Raw genomic sequence first — 15906 nt, 5'->3', positions numbered from 1 at the left:
CCGCGACCACCGGCTGAGGGCTGCTTTCGGTGGCATCTGGCTGCATACATGCGAAACCCCGGCGACCTGTGTTCATGCTGGTCAGCCGGGGTTTTCGGTGATCGTGTGGGTGCCCCCGGCAGGATTCGAACCTGCGGCACACGGTTTAGGAAACCGTTGCTCTATCCCCTGAGCTACGAGGGCTTGACGCTGATCAGAGCCTAGCGGAGACCGCCGAGCGTACAGGCCGCGTCATGATCATCGTACGTATATTGCACTGGCCCCGGTTCGTCCCTCGGACGGCCGTTGGCAGTACGACCCTAGGGTACGGCGTCGGTTCTGCCATCGTCCGCGGTCCGACACCCATGGGATCTAGACTGCCGATCGGCAGAGCCGAGTCCCGGCGCCGAGGATCTCGGCGGCAGGCTAGGAGGATCATGGAGCAAGGTTCCGTCCCCCCGCAGGATCGCCACCCAGCGGACGAAGCTCCACTATCGCCGACCCCCTCAGAATCCACTAGCGAGCTCGCTGAGCTCGCTGAGCGCATGAGGCTCGTGCCCGCCGCGGAACGGCCGGCCGTGCTGGTCGACCACTTCACGGCTCGCGCGTCGTCCGAGGGACTTGACTGGATCGCGGGCCTTGCCCGTAGCGCGGAGCAGTACGGGCTCAGCGTCCCGGAGATCCGGCGGGTCGCGACCGACCTCGCATGGAAGGCTCGCCTAGCAGGGCAGAGATATCCGGGAGCCTTGGAGTGGGGTGCGGCCCGTGGCCTGAGCGGTTCTCGAACGCAGCGCCTCGTCCTGGCGTACGTGCATGGTCAACGGCTCCGGTTCGACTACCGGTTTCGCGAGATTCTGGAGCGCTGCAACGAGTGGTTGTCGGAGTTCCACGACGACGCTCTGATCTTGGGTTTCGCGGCCTTCGGCGGGCTCGGCTCGCGGGCGCTGAACGGGCTTGACCTGTACAACAGGGCGATCCAGGCGCCGGATACCGACACAAAGAGCCGGCATGTGTGTTTGACCGCGATCTGGTTTGCTGACCACCTTGAAGAACAGCCGGACATACTCCTGAGTCTCTCCGACGAGATGATGGCTCGTGGTGAGAACGACGAGAACATCCACTACCGCCGTGCTGCCGCTCTGCGACGACTGGGTAAGTACGACGACGCACTCACAGAGATCGACCTTGCGATCGACCTCTTCGGCGTGGGGGACATGCTCGTCCACGAGCAGTATGCCCAAGAGCGCCGAACGATCATCCATACGCGTGACATGCGTCGGCAGGCAGCCGAAGCCGCAGTCCACATCGGTGACGAGATAGCCGCCAGGGTGGACGAGAGGATCGATCAGGCGTCTGCAGCTCTCGAAGAGAAGGTCAACGAGGCATCACGGCATCTGACCGAGCGGGTATCAGTCGCTCAGGAGCTGGTCTCCGAGGGCCTGCTGAAGATGGTCGAGGTGCTCGGGCTCTTCGTGACGTTGCTTGGCTTCCTGATCGGCTCCGGCACAGTGATCATCAAGGCTAAGACGTTCTCGGAGCGAGCCATCGCGATGAGCGTCGTTGTGGTTGGCGCGCTCCTGTTCTTCGGCCTCCTGAGGTTGGTCATGCATGTACGACGCCGGCCGTCATGACCCTGCGTCTCCAGTGACCTCGCGTCCTGTACGGAGGGTCTCCGGGGCGAGAGTTCGGACCTGCGGCATAGCCTGGGAGCACTACGAGAGGCCACAGACCGCACGCCTGCCGGGAAGCTGTTAACAGACCTGTCGGGGTCGCCCTGAGCTGCCGTTATGCTTGCACGGCCAGTCGCACCCATCTTCGTCAAGGTTGGGCATATGGAAGCGAATCCTAAGATTTTTTATCCAGACTTCATTAGTCCGCAGCGGACCATTGGTCGCCGGACCTTTGATTTCTCGCGCCAGGTTGCGGTCATGGCAATAATCAACCGGACGCCGGATTCGTTCCATGATCGCGGTCGTACTTTCGAGCTGTCGAACGCTATTACAGCGGTTGAGAACGCGATCGTTCATGAGGCGGATTGGCTCGACATCGGTGGGGTCCCGTTTGCGCCAGGGCCGGAGGTGACCGAACGCGAAGAGATCGATCGCGTCCTCCCTGTCGTGGAGGCGGCACGCGAACGCACCGACGCGGTCATCTCCGTTGAGACCTACCGTCCCGAAGTCGCGCGGGCGGTACTGGCGGCAGGCGCGGACGTGATCAACAACGTGACCGGCCTACACGACCTAGCCTTGGCGGACGTCGTCGCTGAAGCCGGCGGAGGCTTGATCATTACCCACAGCCTGGCGGCTCCGCGTACACCGTTGCCGCGTCCCGCCTACGAAGATGTCGCCGGAGAGGTCGCCGCATTCTTGCGCGAGCGGGCGGACGCAGCGATAAGCCGTGGTGTACCGGAAGATCGAATCATCCTCGACCCGGGCCACGACCTGAACAAGAACACGTACCACTCGTTGGAGCTGACCCGTCATCTACCCGAAATCACGGGGATCGGCTATCCGACGCTGGTAGCGGTGTCCAACAAGGATTTCATTGGCGAGACGCTCAACCGTCCGCAGGACGAACGTCTTCCGGGGACCATCGCGACTTTGGCTGTCTGCATCCTCCAGGGGGCGAGGATCGTCCGGGTTCACGATGTCGCCGAGATCGTCCCGTCTGTCCGGATGGTGGAGAGCATTTTGGGCTGGCGTCCGCCGGCCACCGCTCGTCACAACTTGGTGTAAGGCCACCTGGACGGACTTGACCTCTAACTGGGTCCTGCCAAAGCCCCCGAGCGTACGGCGTCGAGTCGCTGCCGGATGAAGCGGTCCTGCTGCTTTCCCCAGGTATCGGCCTTCGCCGCGTGCGTCGTCTGGCCGTGATGCTTGCGATACAGCCACGTGACCGCTGGGTCCTGGTACCCGTCGTAGACCTCGCTGAGGGCGATCAACAGGCCCACGTCTTGGGCCCGCGGTATGGCACTCCAGCCGCCAAAGGCCCGTACGACGTCGGTCGGCATGACGAGGCCGGCGCACGCCACCTGACATAGCCCCGTCTGCTCGTACAGCTTCCCGATCTGCCCGGCACGCACGATGCCGCACGGGTACCTGAGCGCGAACGGTACGCGGCGGCCCTCGATCAGGTCGTCGGCTTGTCCTACCACCCAACCGATCTCCGGATGGTCGTCGAAATCCTTGACGAGGGTGGCGAGCCCGTCGGGGAGAAGAACATCGTCGTAGTCGAGCACCGCCACGAGCTTCCCGCGGGCCCGAGTGAGCGCGATGTTCCGCGTCGTCGCCGTCCCCAGACGGGCACCGTTCGCCTCGTAGCGTGCTCCCGCAGCTAGATCCCGCGCGTTGGGCATGTCGCCGTCCTCCTGGACGAGCCACTCAATCTCCCAACCCGTAGGCAGGAGCTGCGCGGCGACACTGGTGGCGGCCTCGCGCAGGTACCCGGCAACCGGCTCGTAGACGGCAGTGATCACCGAGATCAACGGCATTGTTCGACCTTCCGGGGCACCAGCTCGTGAGCGCTCACGCCTTGTCTGCCTCGGTCCGCAGGTAGCGCATGAAGAGGAAACCGTCCTCCTCGAAGACGTTGCCGAGGCTCATCGGTAGATCCTCGATGAGCGGTCCGTTGACGATTCGCGGCCCGGTTCCCGCAACGATCCGCGGACTCAATGTCAGACACAGCTCATCGAGACGCCCGGCGGCTGCGATCTCGGCGAGCAATCGCGGACCGCCCTCGCTGAGCTGCCGAGTAAGCCCACGCTCTGCGAGCGCATCAAGCGCCTCGCCGATATCCGCGATGAGATCGCCACAGACGAGTACCTCGGCACGCTGCTCGGCCCTCTTCCGACGCTCCTCCGGCGCGCTTGCACACGTGATGAGAATCGGGCGCACGTAGGCGTCGGCGAACACCGGCGCATCAAAGTCAAGGTCCAACCGCGCGGACACGATCGCCAACGGAGGCGCCGGCGGACGCCCCCGCCGGATATCCCGCCACGAGTCCCGCGGAGGCATCGGCCCGTACCCCTCAACCCGAACCGTATTGGCTCCCACGATCACGACATCAGACAGTCCTCGCAGAAGCGAAAGCACCTGCTGGTCTGCTTCACTGCCGAGGTGGCTGACCTTCCCCTCGTACGACGCCGCACCATCCAGGCTCGTAACCATGTTCGCTCGAAGCCAGCGATCGGTCGGCGGATACGCGTACACGTTGGTGAGTTCTGTAACATCCACGAGCAGAACCGTAGCCTCAGCAAACGGATCAGGCGGCACCGCTACCGAACCGGCTATCCGTCAGGCTGCCCATCGCCGTCAGCGTCCCCAGGCCAGACACACCGTGCCACCGGGTCGCCGGCATCCAGGCTCCCGCATGTCGGCAACGACTCCATCAGCCCTGGCGGCGGCCCTTCCTTCGGGTAGTACACGCATGGCCCGTCGTTGAAAGACTGACGTAGCGCAGGGTCAGAACACTTCGCGATCCCACCGCTAGTTCCAGCGGAGACGGTCGCGGTTACCGTCGGGCTCGGCGGAGTCTCCGCGGGCGCTGGCTTGGCGAGAAACGCCACCCCAGTGGCAAGAGCGGCGCCTGCGACCGCGCCCCAGACACCCACTACCAGCGTTTTCGCCACGTTTCGCCTCCTGAAGGTCAGTGCATGATCGAGAGCATGACCCGGATTGCTATGAAAGCCACCACAAGCATGACGCCCGGCACGAGGGCCAGGAGCACCGTGACGGTACGAGAGCCTGCGCGGGGGCAGCAGCCGCTTGACCACTGCTCGATTCACGGCTCCTGCCTTGCGCTGGCGGGCGACAGGACTCGAACCCGCACTAGCAGCTTGGGAATCAAAGGAAACCGGCCCTCACCGGCCCCTGACCTTCGGCTGCGACGGTCCGCGAGTGACCCTTAGCGACCCCTGTTCACCCTCGCTAGTTGCACGCACCCAACCCGGTCCAGCTGGTCATTCGTGGCGCCAATGGGAGTCTGGTCGCCGCAGTGGCAGGACGACTGGGTCGAGGCCGATGGTGGCGTCGAGCGTCGGGACCCGTACTGCCCGGATGGTTGCGGCTCAGTAGCGGTGACATCGGCTAATAGTTGGATGCTCTCCGAGCACTCAGCAGCCAAATGGGCTCTTGACAGCGCCGAGCGCGGATGGGAGCTTCAGAGTGGAACGCTGGTATGTGTAGTGCGGCGCAGGTGTGAGGCCTGCGGTGACGTAGTACAGATATCAGCGGCAGATACTCTTCGCGAGAGGCAGTCTGTCGTGCCCGCTTTTCTGACTTCACTCATGGCGGCGTTTCCATGGCTCGCCAGTCTGTTAACCTGCTGCCTACTTGGCACCTACGTTATAGCCGTGTTGATTGCGTTGTTTCACCCGGACCCGAGGCGCCGGAGCGATGCCAGAGCAGTTCTCGATCGCCATGCTCTTACTGCGCTTCGGCGAAGGAATCGATGACCAGAATACGGGCTGGCGCCGACCCTAATGTGCCGTAACGAGGATCTCATGAATGGTAGTCCAAACGAATATATGGGGTCGGCAGGCCACCCCACGAGTACCAGTGTGCGCATCACTTGATTCACCACCCCCGACGATCAGCACTCCGTGGGGACAGCTGACGTAGTGGCCTGTTCATTACGAGTGAAGCTAAGCGTGTACCCAGGTGTCCAAATCTGACCACTGACCTGCTGGTCGCCCTCTACGCAGTCCTAGCTCATCCAGGATCGTCCAGAGCGGTTGTTAGCATCAGCGTTAGCAAATCCCCTGCGAGCCATCTTCGGACCTCCGGCGCCGACCTTCTAATCCGTAGCCTAGGGTGGGCCCACGCCGACGCCCGATGAGCGTGGGAGGGCGGTGGCCGACGGTCGGGATCGTGTCGAACAGCGGGATCGCCCCCAGGTCCCCGACCGACACGTGGCTGCTGCGCGAGGACAGGGTGTCGGGACGGTCGCGTCGTACGGGACACTCTGCGTTGAGCGGCCATACGCCGCCTGAGCCCCCGTCGCCGGAGGGGCTGTGGCCTCCACGCGTGCGTCGAGGTGCCGTGAGCCGCAGTCCGGGACTCATAGAATGTTCGGACCAGGAGGCGAATAGCCTGCGGGCCACTTGGTATCGCTGGTCTGGATCGCGCCGTCGAGATTCGCATCCGTAAGGTTCGCGTCCGCAAGATTCGCACCGGTCAGGTCCGCACCGGTCAGGTCCGCACCGGTCAGGTCCGCACCGGTCAGGTCCGCACCGGTCAGGTTCGCTTTGCGCAAGCATGTGCGGGTGAGCGTCGCACGAGAAAGGTTCGCGCCGTCCAGGTTGGCATCGATAAACTCCGCAATGACCAAGTTGGCCTGTAGAAGTTTCGCCTGAGGCAGAAATGCTTTGTTTAGGAACGCACCGGTCATGTTCGCGCCGCTCATATCTGCGTTATCGAGTCGCGCGCAGCTTAAATGTGCCCGGGTTAGCTCCGCGTCAGTCAAATTTGAGTCGGCGAGTTTCGTATTGGTTAGGTCCGCCTGATTAATCTTCGCGGCGCTCAGGTTCGCTCCGATCAAGCGAGCGTTGCGGAGGTTCAAAAATGCTAAGTCCGCGTAGGTCAGCTGCACGCCGGCCAAATTGATCTCACGAATGTCTCGCGCGGTGAATCGGCGACCAATGACGGTAACAGCTGCCTGGATATCGGCGTCAGGTGGTCTCGGTAGCGCTGCGCCGAGCGGCGTCTCAGCTGCCGCATGGAGCGCGGCGGCCGGCGAGTCAGCTGTGGCGTGTTCGCGGACGAACGCGGCGAGGACCTCCATTACCGTTGGATGGTCGCGAGCTGAGTCGATCGCGATGCGTTCGAGGGCATAGATCCCGCCGATACGGATTTCGAGATAGCGGGAGCCGAGCTGCTCTATGGCCTTAGTATACCGGTCAGTCACCTGACCCTGCTCGGCTAGCTCAGCGGTGCGCTGGGCGACTTTCTCGCTTTGTTGGAGCGTGCGCCGAGCTGTATCGGCGTTGCGTGCCGTGTAGTATACCGCGAGCAATGCGGCCAATCCCGTCGCAATCGCGAGAGCACGGCCGCGCACAGCGTTAAGCGCGTCTGCGAGATCTTTGCCGTTTAGGCCGTCCCTCCCGCCGACATGTACCCCGTCGACGTGCCGAAGCACCCAGCTGGCACCGGGGCCAAGGGTCCATGCCACGGCCATAGCGATAAGGACGAAGCCAGTGATGGCAGCGTATCTCATGATGCGGCGTGACAGTTGAAGGATGTCCATCATAAGTAGAGCTTACGGAGGGGAACGTCGCGAGGCAGACGGATCACGTGAATGTGCCTCCGTCTCGACGAACGCGGTGGGCGCGAGAAGAGTTCGTTTCCGCAGACCCCTATATGAAATTTCCGACCTCAGCTTCAGATCTCCCGCCATCTTGAGCTGTCAGGTTGAAAGCGGAAACTGCAAACCTGCGCTGACGTTAACCCGAAAGCATCGGTCCGGAGCGATCACGGGCACGAACGGTGTGACGGCAGCTTCGCGCGGGCGGCCACTCCGATACGCGGGGCTGGGGGTCGCGAGATCCCCGCTTCGTGCTCGCTCAGCCGACTCGGCTGGATGAAAGTGCCGCTTCGTCCCGAACTACCGGCGGGGCCATGGTCGGCGCTGGCTCGCCCTGCTCTCTCGTGAGGCGGCGTGAGATCGCGACAGGTGCTGTACGGCGGTGTTGCTGTACTTCTGTGCTGTACAGCAACACCACCGACCTGAAAAGAGAACCCGCCGAATCCGAGGACGAGCCGACCCGGAGCGCAGGGCCGGCAACGGCCTGAGCACCGGAAGCGGCGCGTCAGCCGATCGTCGCGACCACGAACGGCGAGCAACCACCCACGACGATCGTCACGGCCTGCACCATCTGATCCGTAGCAAGATCGAGGGTGTCCACAGCCGTCCAGGCTCATCCCCTGACCTGCGGGTGAGCCTCTGCGTCGTCCAGACCCGTCCACGGCGGTCCAGGATCGTTGTTAGCAAGGGCGTTAGCATCCCGCGTTCCACTCGCGTAGACCGGAACCATCAGCATTGTCTTCTCCGGACTAGATGCCCGTTCTCTGATCGGCTCGTGCGGTCGAGGGGATCGTCCTGCCGGCTGTCGTTGGTCCGGCTGAGATCGCCCTATCCTTGTTGGCCCTCAGCGCCGGGTGGAGCTGTACTTCGCGTCGCGCCGGTAGGCGTAGTAGATGAGCCCCTTGTGGAAGTCGGCCACCTTGTCGTACAGCGCGCGGGCTGGGGCGTTATCCAGCGTGTTCCAGTAAAGGCGTGGGAAGCCGTGCTCCTCGGCGTCCCTCGCCACCCACGTGATCATTGCCATTGCGATGCCCCGCCGCCGTACTTCCGGGTCCACGAACAGGTCCGCCAGATAACACCTCCCCCCGGACCCCCAGATGCCGGCGTGGAACACATAGTGCGCGATGCCGACCATCTTGCCGTCCAGCCGAGCGGCGATACCGCGTGTCTGCTCCCCGCCGAGCACGCGATGCCAGGTCTGCTCGTAACCCTCGTGGCCGACCTCGGTCCCGAAGTGAGCATGGTGACCACGAGCCAACACCTCCCAGCCGACGCGGTCAGATTCGCTCAGGGGGCTGATCTCCACCATGGCGGCCATCCTGTCCTACGGTCAGGTCAGCGGCGGGCGCGCATCAGAAAGCCGGTCAGCGTCGCATCGAACGGCGCCCTCAGCTTGGGAATCAAATGGAAACCGGCCCTCAGCGCCGCTGACCTGCGGACGTGACTGTCCGCGAGTGACCCCTATTGACCCCTGTTCACCCTGGCTAATTGCACGCTAGTTGCACGCTCCGAAGCAGCTCCACCTATATCTCTCACGGACCTCAGAAGGGGGCGTCACCATCGATCCTGCGTGGAACCCGACGGTAGTCCTGACCCTGGACCCGTTCGAGATCTTCGGCCCGCATCCAAACGTCGATGCCTTTCCACAGGACCTGTTCGCGCACGAGCCACGCCACGTGCCCGCGCCACCGGCCGTGCTTGTCGAGTCTCCAGGCCAAGAGGAACGCGTAGCGGCCTCGACCCTTGATGCGGACGACCGGCGCAAACCACACCTCTTCCCGCACCATTCGAACATACTGGCGAGTCGCCTCAAGCATCCCACCGCCGGCCGATGCGGTGCGACTACGGGCGCTTGTAGCCGCCTTGCCCGCAGGCGGGCGACGCCAAGGCCTTCTGTCGGACCCCGGTGCCATCATTGGGTGCGTGGCGCTGTTGCTGCGCCGCCAGATAAATGCGCTGACCAGCCCTCGTTGAATATGTAGCTTGGGCAGGTGGGTCGCGGCCACTGTCGACTGGGCGACACGCGATGCTGTCTTGGGCGAGACGAGGGGAGGACCAGTTGACGGAAGAAGCACCCTGCTACGACCAACACAGGTCGAGATTTGTCGCCCGTGCTCGTAGGCTCGACCCGTCACTACTCTCCGCTCTACGTATCGACGAGACGATGCTGGACGTTGGTGACGTCATAGTCACGCTCTGTGGAATCCTCATGGATTCCACAGACTCGCGACCTTGGACCAATCGCCTAGAAGAGTATTTCAAAGACGTGGATTCCGAGAGGGTTCAGTCAGGGCTCACGAAATCTACTTCCGGTGATGGTGGTCTCGCGCTTCGATCCTGGGCCGACGACATTAAACGCACTGGGTATAAGACCTACGCTCGTCGCCTTCTGGGGGCCGCGGAATATGACCGGCTGGAACGCGCCCTGAAACAAGACGCTGCTGTGGTGGCCCTGGCCGTTCGGCGTAGTGTGCGTGCGATCATGCCTTTCGTGGTTGCCTGGGAGGATGCCCTTAGTGTCATAACCCGGGAACAACTAGCTGCTGCAACAGAAATAGATCTTCTAGGCGTGAACATGGTGAAGCTGATCGTCGAGCTGGATGTTCTGCTGGGAGACAAGTTGCTCGCTACGTTGCCAATGGAGCTGACGAGCGCAACCGAAGAGGACCTTCTGGCCTGGCGATCAGAAGACTTTGCCCTCCTCGCTGAACAGTTTCGCGAACTGGCATCAAGGGCCTCGCTGCTACGAATCGAGCGGGCGAATTCTCCACTAGTGAGGAAAGTTAAGGGGGCGCGGGACGCGCTCGAATACTCGGCCGACGGGGTATCGCAGGCAGCGAACTCCCTCATTGAGCTGATCGATCGGCTTATGCGCGAGCGGTTCGAGCGCGAAACCGTCATCGAATGGATCGATGCGAATCTCCCCCATGACGCGACCCTCGTCTACATGGACGACAAAAATCAAAGACGCCCTACCAAGAGAGCCGAGGCACTCTGCCTCGTCTATGGCGGCGGCGCGGTGGCTAGCCTGGCCCCTGACGTAGATGGTGGAGCCACCCCTTCTTTCATTCATGACTTGCTCGCCCGAGCCATCGTTGCAGCTCGGGGAGATTTGCAGAAACTCAAGCATGCCGACGGCGATCTTCGTGATGACCGCGAGAAGCTGCTAGTGCTCCTGCCTGCGGTTGAAGGAGCACTTTTGCTCGGACTTCAGCTAGGGCTCATCGCCGACTACACCGATACGGCTAATGAGCAGGCATTGCCCGAAACGGCCTGAGTCGAATCACCATCCACGTGTCTTGCTTCGCCGCGTGGGACGCTGCTGATGGCCGCCCTCTCCTGATCCCGTGAGGCGAGAACCACCGTGATAGAGGACAAGCCGACCCGGACCGCAGGGCCGTTTACGGCCCGAGGACCGGAAGCGGCGCGTCAGCGATCGCCCCAACCACGAACGACCAGCAACCACCCACAGCGATCGTCACGGCCTGAATCGTCCGCGGCTGTCCGCTGACTTGCTGCTGAGCGGCTGCGAGTCCAGGTCCATCCACGACTGTCCAAGGCCGTAGTTGGCACTGGCATTAGCAAGATCCTCGCCACAACATCTGCGGCACACCAGCCCGGTGTGCTCGCCCGCGCGAACGGCGAGACGGTGTGGCAAGCAGCTTCGCGCGAGTGAGCACGTCGGCTCGCGGGGGCTGAGGACGCGAGACCCCCGCTTCCGGCTAGCTCAACCGGCCGGCAACTGCTCGATACCCCTGCTGATCTAACCTCAAGGTGATACGTGCACTACCTTGCATTGGCACGCATCTGAAATGCGACCGGGCTTGAACTGTCCGGCTGTGTCCTCACCAGTCCTCACCAGTCCTCGCCAGTCCACAGGTTCCACGCGCATATCTGTGCTGTCCTTGCCATGCACCCGCGCGACACGCCGAGCGGACGGACGCGCGCTAGGCGGGTATCGCGTTACTCTCGCACCCAAGCCCGACAGATCCTCAAAGACCTCTCGAATTTGGACGCTCGTCGACGGTGTCCGACTGAGGGAGGTGAGGATTAGTGACACTAAGTCAAAAACGCCCCAATCGGGGACGTCGGGTCTGGTGGGTGGTGGTGCCCGCCACGCTAACGGCCTTGGCTGCTCTAGCCCAGCTCGCCGAGGTCGTGGTGAATTTGTCTCGCTAAGGCAGGCACCCTCACCAGTGCACTCGGGTCAGTCCGGCACGTTGCCGGACTGGCCCGTTTCTCTTGCCGCACCCGTACGACTCATACGAGTCATACGACTTCGGTCACGAGTCACCATAGCTTCGACCCTCCCTGATCCGGAAACACATCCGTACGGTTTTCGTGAACATCCACGTTTTTGTGATCAGTACGGATACCCCGATCAGTACGGCTACCCGATCAGTACGGATACCCCGATCAGTACGGCTACCGTGTCCATCCTCGGTCGTAACGGTGGGCTGGTTTGCGCTCACCGGCACGCTGCACGTGGCCGACCGCCGTTGCGCCTTGTCGGCGCCTCGGTGATAGACCGGACTTTGCCTAACGGCTACCGGCAACCTCTACGTCCTTGGCGGCTGACCGGTTCGGGCCGGGTCGGCCCGCAGAGGCCGCACGCCCGGCCCGATGGCCGGTCGGTCGCCTGGCGGCGCGCGTAGCGGGACGCCTTTAAAGACGTACAGAAAAGTCTCATCCGGTCGCGTGTGTATGCTCCATGGCATGCGCTCTGAGCTGTGATTCGGTCGGTGGCGCAGGCGGCGTCTCGTCCATAGGCGGCCTGAGCAGCTACCCACTTCGGGGCCTTAGGGATGTCGTCCTAGCGAGGATTCGTCGCATGGCTCCGTAACTGCACCCGAACCGCTCGGCGACTTGGCGAATGCTCCAGCCCTGCTGATACAGGCGGGTCGCATCCTCCTCAAGCTGGCGTTGCTCGGCGCTGCTCGCGCCATCCTCAAGAAGGGCGCAGACATCTGACCATCGGTAGCGGCTGTGTCCGCCGGGTGTCAGCGTGACCGGCAGTCGACCAGATATGGCCCACTTCCTGACCGTTGCTGTGCGTACACCCAGTAATTCGGCTACCTCACGAGGCCTCAGCAGTTGGTCGGCGTACGGCTCCGGCGCGGGAGAGGAAGGCAAGGCGGACCAATCAGATCGGGCGGATGGGGAGTTGCGCGTGCGGGGGTCGGCACTTCATGCCGAGACGGGGCGCCGGCCTCGGACTCCGGCGCCCCGTTCGGGACAGTCGCTGCAACCTCGGCGGTCCTGCGGTAGCTCGGCCGTCCTCATGAGAGGTCATGGCTGCGCCGACATCTGGTCATCGGCTTGCTCTAGGTCTGCATCGCCGACCGGTCGGTTCTCCGCACAGGGGGATTCTTCGCATGGCGCTGGATCTGCCGCACGCTTGTCGGCTGGCTAGGGCGGTCGACCTCATGGCGGGTCGGCGGCTCACTGATCGGTTCCGCGGGGCATTGCTCGCTGAGGATTTGGGCAGCGGGCTGCGGATACTTGCTGATGAGGACCTTGAGCTGCGCTAACTCTGCAATCCAGCTCACGCCAGGACGCATCAGAGCGTCAACGGTCGCGTTGTACTCGCGTACGGCGCGTGCAAGCTCGTTCTCTTCGCTGTTCATCAGAACTGGGAGTGAAGGGGCGGTGTGACGACGTGTTTGATCGACTTGACCGCTGTCTCGATCTCGGTCGCGGCGCAGATGCGCTCGTTCCAGCTCCAGTACAGGGCAAGGTTCTCGGTCTCGTCGGGCATGATCTTGATGACTTCGGCAAGGTCATGGTGAGACTTCGGCAGGCTCGCCTTGACGCGCGTGGGGCTCAGCACTGCTGCGCTAAGACCCTCGGCCTGGCACGCTTCCGCCAAGCGTTTGGCGATGGTGTGGGGATCTTCGGATACGGCACTCGGGCTCATTTGGTGACTCTCCGCGTCGTTCACACTGCTTAGAGGTAGAGGATTCGGGGTTGGCGAAGACGGGGCCGGCGGCGATGGATCTACTCGCCTGGCCGGCCCCGGTCTGCGCAGTTGGTTAGAGGGGGATGGCTTGTTCGTTACGGACGACGAACGAGTCCCCTCGCATGACGATGTCGGCGGTCTCCACCGGGACATCGCTGTGATGGGTGCGCTGGATGTAGAAGACGGGTACGCCGCTGGGGGTCTTGAGTGCGTGGGCCTCGTCCGGGGTCGGCATCCGGGTTCGGATGTCCTCCCGGGTCTTCTTCACCGTGATGCCGATCTTGCTGAACCGCGTGATCACGTCCGGTTCGCCGCGCTCCCCTCCAGCGGGCGTCTCGATCTCAGTACCGCGGGTAATCGCAAGGGGCTCCCACTGCGTACTGATCATGACCGGCTCACCGTCCAGCGACCAGGAGTAGACGGCCTCGCTGCACATGTCGCCCGGCTCGATCTCCAGCCGTGCGGCGACTTCGGGTGTGGCCTGGACTTGGCGACGCTCCGCCTTGACGTCCAGCTCGATGCCGGTGGCCTCTTCCTCGCGGGAGTTCGGCGTGCCGGCCAGACCGTAGCGGCCTCCGGCGAACCTGAGCAGCTCCTTCGTCTCCCGGACGAAGACGCCCTTTCCCTGGTGCGCGTAGACAAGTCCCTCGCTGATGAGCTGCGAGATCGCAGCCTTCGCGGTCGGGACGGAGATGTCGAACTCCTCCCTTAGCTCGCGCTGAGACGGAAGCTGATCTCCGGGCTCATAGGTTCCGTCGCTGATCCGGTCGCGCAGCACATCTGCTACTTGCGCGTACCGAGGCTGTGTGATCGCCATCACTCTCCCTTCTATGCCTCCATAGTAGACCATCACTACTTAGTACGTTAACCTACTAAGTAGGTTCACCAAGCTGGAGGAGACAGGATGCGGAACATCCCCGTAGACACATCGGCACTCTCGTTCGTCTGCGTGGCAGCGCCTCGGCCCAAGCTGGTCGACCAGGACACGGGGGAGGTGAAGGTCGACCGGGACGGCCAGACCGTCTTTCAGGTCGGCCTGTCAGCCGCGAACGAGTCGGGCCGGGTCGAGCTGATCAACGTCGCGGTCTCCGGAGATCCCGGGGTGCAGATCGGCCAGATCGTGATGCCGATCAAACTGACGGCCTTTCCGTGGGAGCAGACCCGCAATGGCGTCACGCGTTCGGGTGTTGCCTACCGGGCGGACTCGGTGACCACGGCCATCCCAGCCGACCAGGCTGCGGCCTGAAGGGTCGGCTGTGAACAACACGACGATCGTCGTCGCGCTCGGCGCCCTGGCCGCTTCGGCGGCCGGGGGCTGGGCGTGGCGCCGGTGGCTGCCCCGGTCCTTCTGGTACCTCATCGAGTTCCCCGTCAAGGCCGCGCTCGTCTACCTGACGTGGTCACATGTCGCCTACGGCTGCGGCCTGACGCGCAAGCGGCGGCGCTGGCGTATCAGCCTGGACGCCGTACCGCTCGCGGGCTCGATGTCGCGGCCGGCCCGAGACGCAGCCGCCGTGGTGGTCGAGCGGCGACGCGTGCGAAGCGTCGTCATCGAGAAGGCTCCACCGCTGTGGGTGCTGTGGCCGACACGTCTGGGCTGGAGGGTCTGGGTCAAGCTCCTCGATGGCCAGGTCCCCGACGACTACGCGGACGTGGCCGAACGGCTGGCGCACGCATGGCGGGTCCACGCCGTACGAGTCATCAAGTCCAAACCGGGCCGGGTCCTGCTGCTGGCGACCATGCGTGATCCGCTGACCGTGGTCGATGTCGCGCCCGAGACAGGGGAACTGCTGACCGTACGGCCTGGGCGCCTGGAGAACGGGCAACCGTGGATCATCGACTTCCGGACCGTGCCCCACTGGCTGAACGCGGGGGCGACCCAGTCCGGGAAGTCCAACCTGGCCAACGCGATCATCAAGGGTCTCGCGCCACAGCCGATCGCCCTGGTCGGCTTCGACCTCAAGGGCGGCGTCGAGTTCACCCCGTACGCGCCACGTCTGTCGGCGCTGGCTACCACGCGCACGGAATGCGTCGGGCTCCTCGGTGACCTCGTTCAGGTCGTCATCGAACGGATGGCCCTCTGCCGTACGCACGGCGCGCGGAACATCTGGAAACTGTCCGAGCACCTGCGCCCGATGCCGGTCGTGGTCCTGGTGGACGAGGTCGCCGAGTTGTTCCTGATGGCGGACAAGAGCGAGAAGGAAGAGGTGTCCAGAGCCGCGACAGCACTCCTGCGAGTGGCACAGCTCGGCCGTGCCTTCGGCGTCTACCTGATCATCTGCGGTCAGCGCATCGGCTCGGACCTTGGTCCCGGTGTGACCGCGCTGCGCTCGCAGCTCTCCGGACGTATCTGCCACCGGGTGAATGACCCTGAGACGGCCAACATGACCCTCGGCGACATGGACCCCGCCGCGCTGGCGGCCGCCCGGCAGATTCCCGCCGAGATGCCCGGCGTCGCCGTCATCGCTGGCCAGGACGGTAGCTGGCACCGCGCCCGCTCGGTCTACGTGAGCGAGGAAGAGGCCGAACACGCCGCCCGGCGTTTCGCCCACCTCGCCCGGCCTTGGGCGGAATTGACCGTCGCATCGCTCCAGGGCAACGCCGAAGCCGCGTAGCCCCCACACCAACCGCACGGCGCAGCAACGCGCCAAGTCCCTACCCGACGCATG

14 protein-coding genes and 1 tRNA gene are annotated in these 15906 nt (G+C 63.7%); 5 read left to right on the top strand and 10 right to left on the bottom strand.

What is annotated here, in order from left to right; genetic code table 11:
• Positions 1 to 110 precede the first annotated feature (110 nt).
• Positions 111 to 183, bottom strand: a tRNA-Arg gene (locus FB559_RS07635).
• A 341-nt stretch (positions 184 to 524) separates the two neighbouring features.
• Here FB559_RS07635 and FB559_RS07630 point away from each other — a divergent pair.
• Together FB559_RS07630 and folP are read left to right on the top strand one after the other, a co-directional pair.
• Positions 525 to 1610 carry a hypothetical protein gene (locus FB559_RS07630; RefSeq protein WP_141954755.1) on the top strand — a complete coding sequence of 362 codons (1086 nt, stop codon included), beginning with the start codon at positions 525 to 527 and terminating at the stop codon, positions 1608 to 1610.
• A 201-nt stretch (positions 1611 to 1811) separates the two neighbouring features.
• A complete protein-coding gene (gene folP / locus FB559_RS07625; RefSeq protein WP_141954753.1) occupies positions 1812 to 2714 on the top strand; it encodes a dihydropteroate synthase in 903 nt (300 codons plus the stop codon).
• Between the two features lie 23 nt (positions 2715 to 2737).
• Here folP and FB559_RS07620 read toward each other — a convergent pair whose 3' ends face one another.
• From FB559_RS07620 to FB559_RS07600, 5 genes are all read right to left on the bottom strand, one after another.
• Positions 2738 to 3469 carry a glycosyltransferase gene (locus FB559_RS07620; protein WP_141954751.1) on the bottom strand — a complete coding sequence of 244 codons (732 nt, stop codon included), beginning with the start codon at positions 3467 to 3469 and terminating at the stop codon, positions 2738 to 2740.
• Positions 3470 to 3503: 34 nt separating this feature from the next.
• Positions 3504 to 4211, bottom strand: a complete 708-nt coding sequence (locus tag FB559_RS07615; protein ID WP_246121402.1) for a pyrimidine reductase family protein — start codon at positions 4209 to 4211, stop codon at positions 3504 to 3506.
• Positions 4212 to 6036: 1825 nt separating this feature from the next.
• Positions 6037 to 7224 carry a pentapeptide repeat-containing protein gene (locus FB559_RS07610; RefSeq protein ID WP_141954749.1) on the bottom strand — a complete coding sequence of 396 codons (1188 nt, stop codon included), beginning with the start codon at positions 7222 to 7224 and terminating at the stop codon, positions 6037 to 6039.
• 898 nt (positions 7225 to 8122) lie between these two features.
• The gene (locus FB559_RS07605) at positions 8123 to 8587 is read right to left on the bottom strand and encodes a GNAT family N-acetyltransferase (RefSeq protein WP_141954747.1); all 465 of its coding nucleotides are present in this window, start codon (positions 8585 to 8587) and stop codon (positions 8123 to 8125) included.
• Between the two features lie 232 nt (positions 8588 to 8819).
• A complete protein-coding gene (locus tag FB559_RS07600; protein ID WP_141954744.1) occupies positions 8820 to 9065 on the bottom strand; it encodes a hypothetical protein in 246 nt (81 codons plus the stop codon).
• 377 nt (positions 9066 to 9442) lie between these two features.
• On the opposite strand from FB559_RS07600, the gene FB559_RS07595 reads away from it, so the two are divergent.
• Entirely contained in the window at positions 9443 to 10555 is a 1113-nt protein-coding gene (locus FB559_RS07595) for a hypothetical protein (RefSeq protein WP_185792083.1), read from the top strand.
• Positions 10556 to 12060: 1505 nt separating this feature from the next.
• Here the strand turns inward: FB559_RS07595 and FB559_RS46430 are convergent.
• From FB559_RS46430 to FB559_RS07575, 4 genes are all read right to left on the bottom strand, one after another.
• A complete protein-coding gene (locus tag FB559_RS46430; RefSeq protein ID WP_141954739.1) occupies positions 12061 to 12411 on the bottom strand; it encodes a helix-turn-helix domain-containing protein in 351 nt (116 codons plus the stop codon).
• Positions 12412 to 12602: 191 nt separating this feature from the next.
• Entirely contained in the window at positions 12603 to 12905 is a 303-nt protein-coding gene (locus FB559_RS07585; RefSeq protein ID WP_141954737.1) for a hypothetical protein, read from the bottom strand.
• The gene (locus FB559_RS07580) at positions 12905 to 13195 is read right to left on the bottom strand and encodes a hypothetical protein (RefSeq protein ID WP_141954735.1); all 291 of its coding nucleotides are present in this window, start codon (positions 13193 to 13195) and stop codon (positions 12905 to 12907) included. Before FB559_RS07580 ends, FB559_RS07585 begins: the two co-directional genes overlap by 1 nt.
• Before the next feature lie 115 nt (positions 13196 to 13310).
• A complete protein-coding gene (locus FB559_RS07575) occupies positions 13311 to 14054 on the bottom strand; it encodes a GntR family transcriptional regulator (protein WP_185792082.1) in 744 nt (247 codons plus the stop codon).
• An 87-nt stretch (positions 14055 to 14141) separates the two neighbouring features.
• Between FB559_RS07575 and FB559_RS07570 the strand changes: the two genes are divergently transcribed.
• Both FB559_RS07570 and FB559_RS07565 read left to right on the top strand, forming a co-directional pair.
• The gene (locus tag FB559_RS07570; protein WP_141954730.1) at positions 14142 to 14483 is read left to right on the top strand and encodes an SCO3933 family regulatory protein; all 342 of its coding nucleotides are present in this window, start codon (positions 14142 to 14144) and stop codon (positions 14481 to 14483) included.
• 10 nt (positions 14484 to 14493) lie between these two features.
• A complete protein-coding gene (locus FB559_RS07565) occupies positions 14494 to 15852 on the top strand; it encodes an FtsK/SpoIIIE domain-containing protein (RefSeq protein ID WP_141954727.1) in 1359 nt (452 codons plus the stop codon).
• Positions 15853 to 15906 lie beyond the last annotated feature (54 nt).

Source organism: Actinoallomurus bryophytorum, from assembly GCF_006716425.1.
Taxonomy (GTDB): Bacteria; Actinomycetota; Actinomycetes; order Streptosporangiales; family Streptosporangiaceae; genus Actinoallomurus; species Actinoallomurus bryophytorum.
The sequence above is the reverse complement of the archived record's forward strand: the minus strand, read 5'-3'. Positions and strand labels throughout refer to the sequence as shown.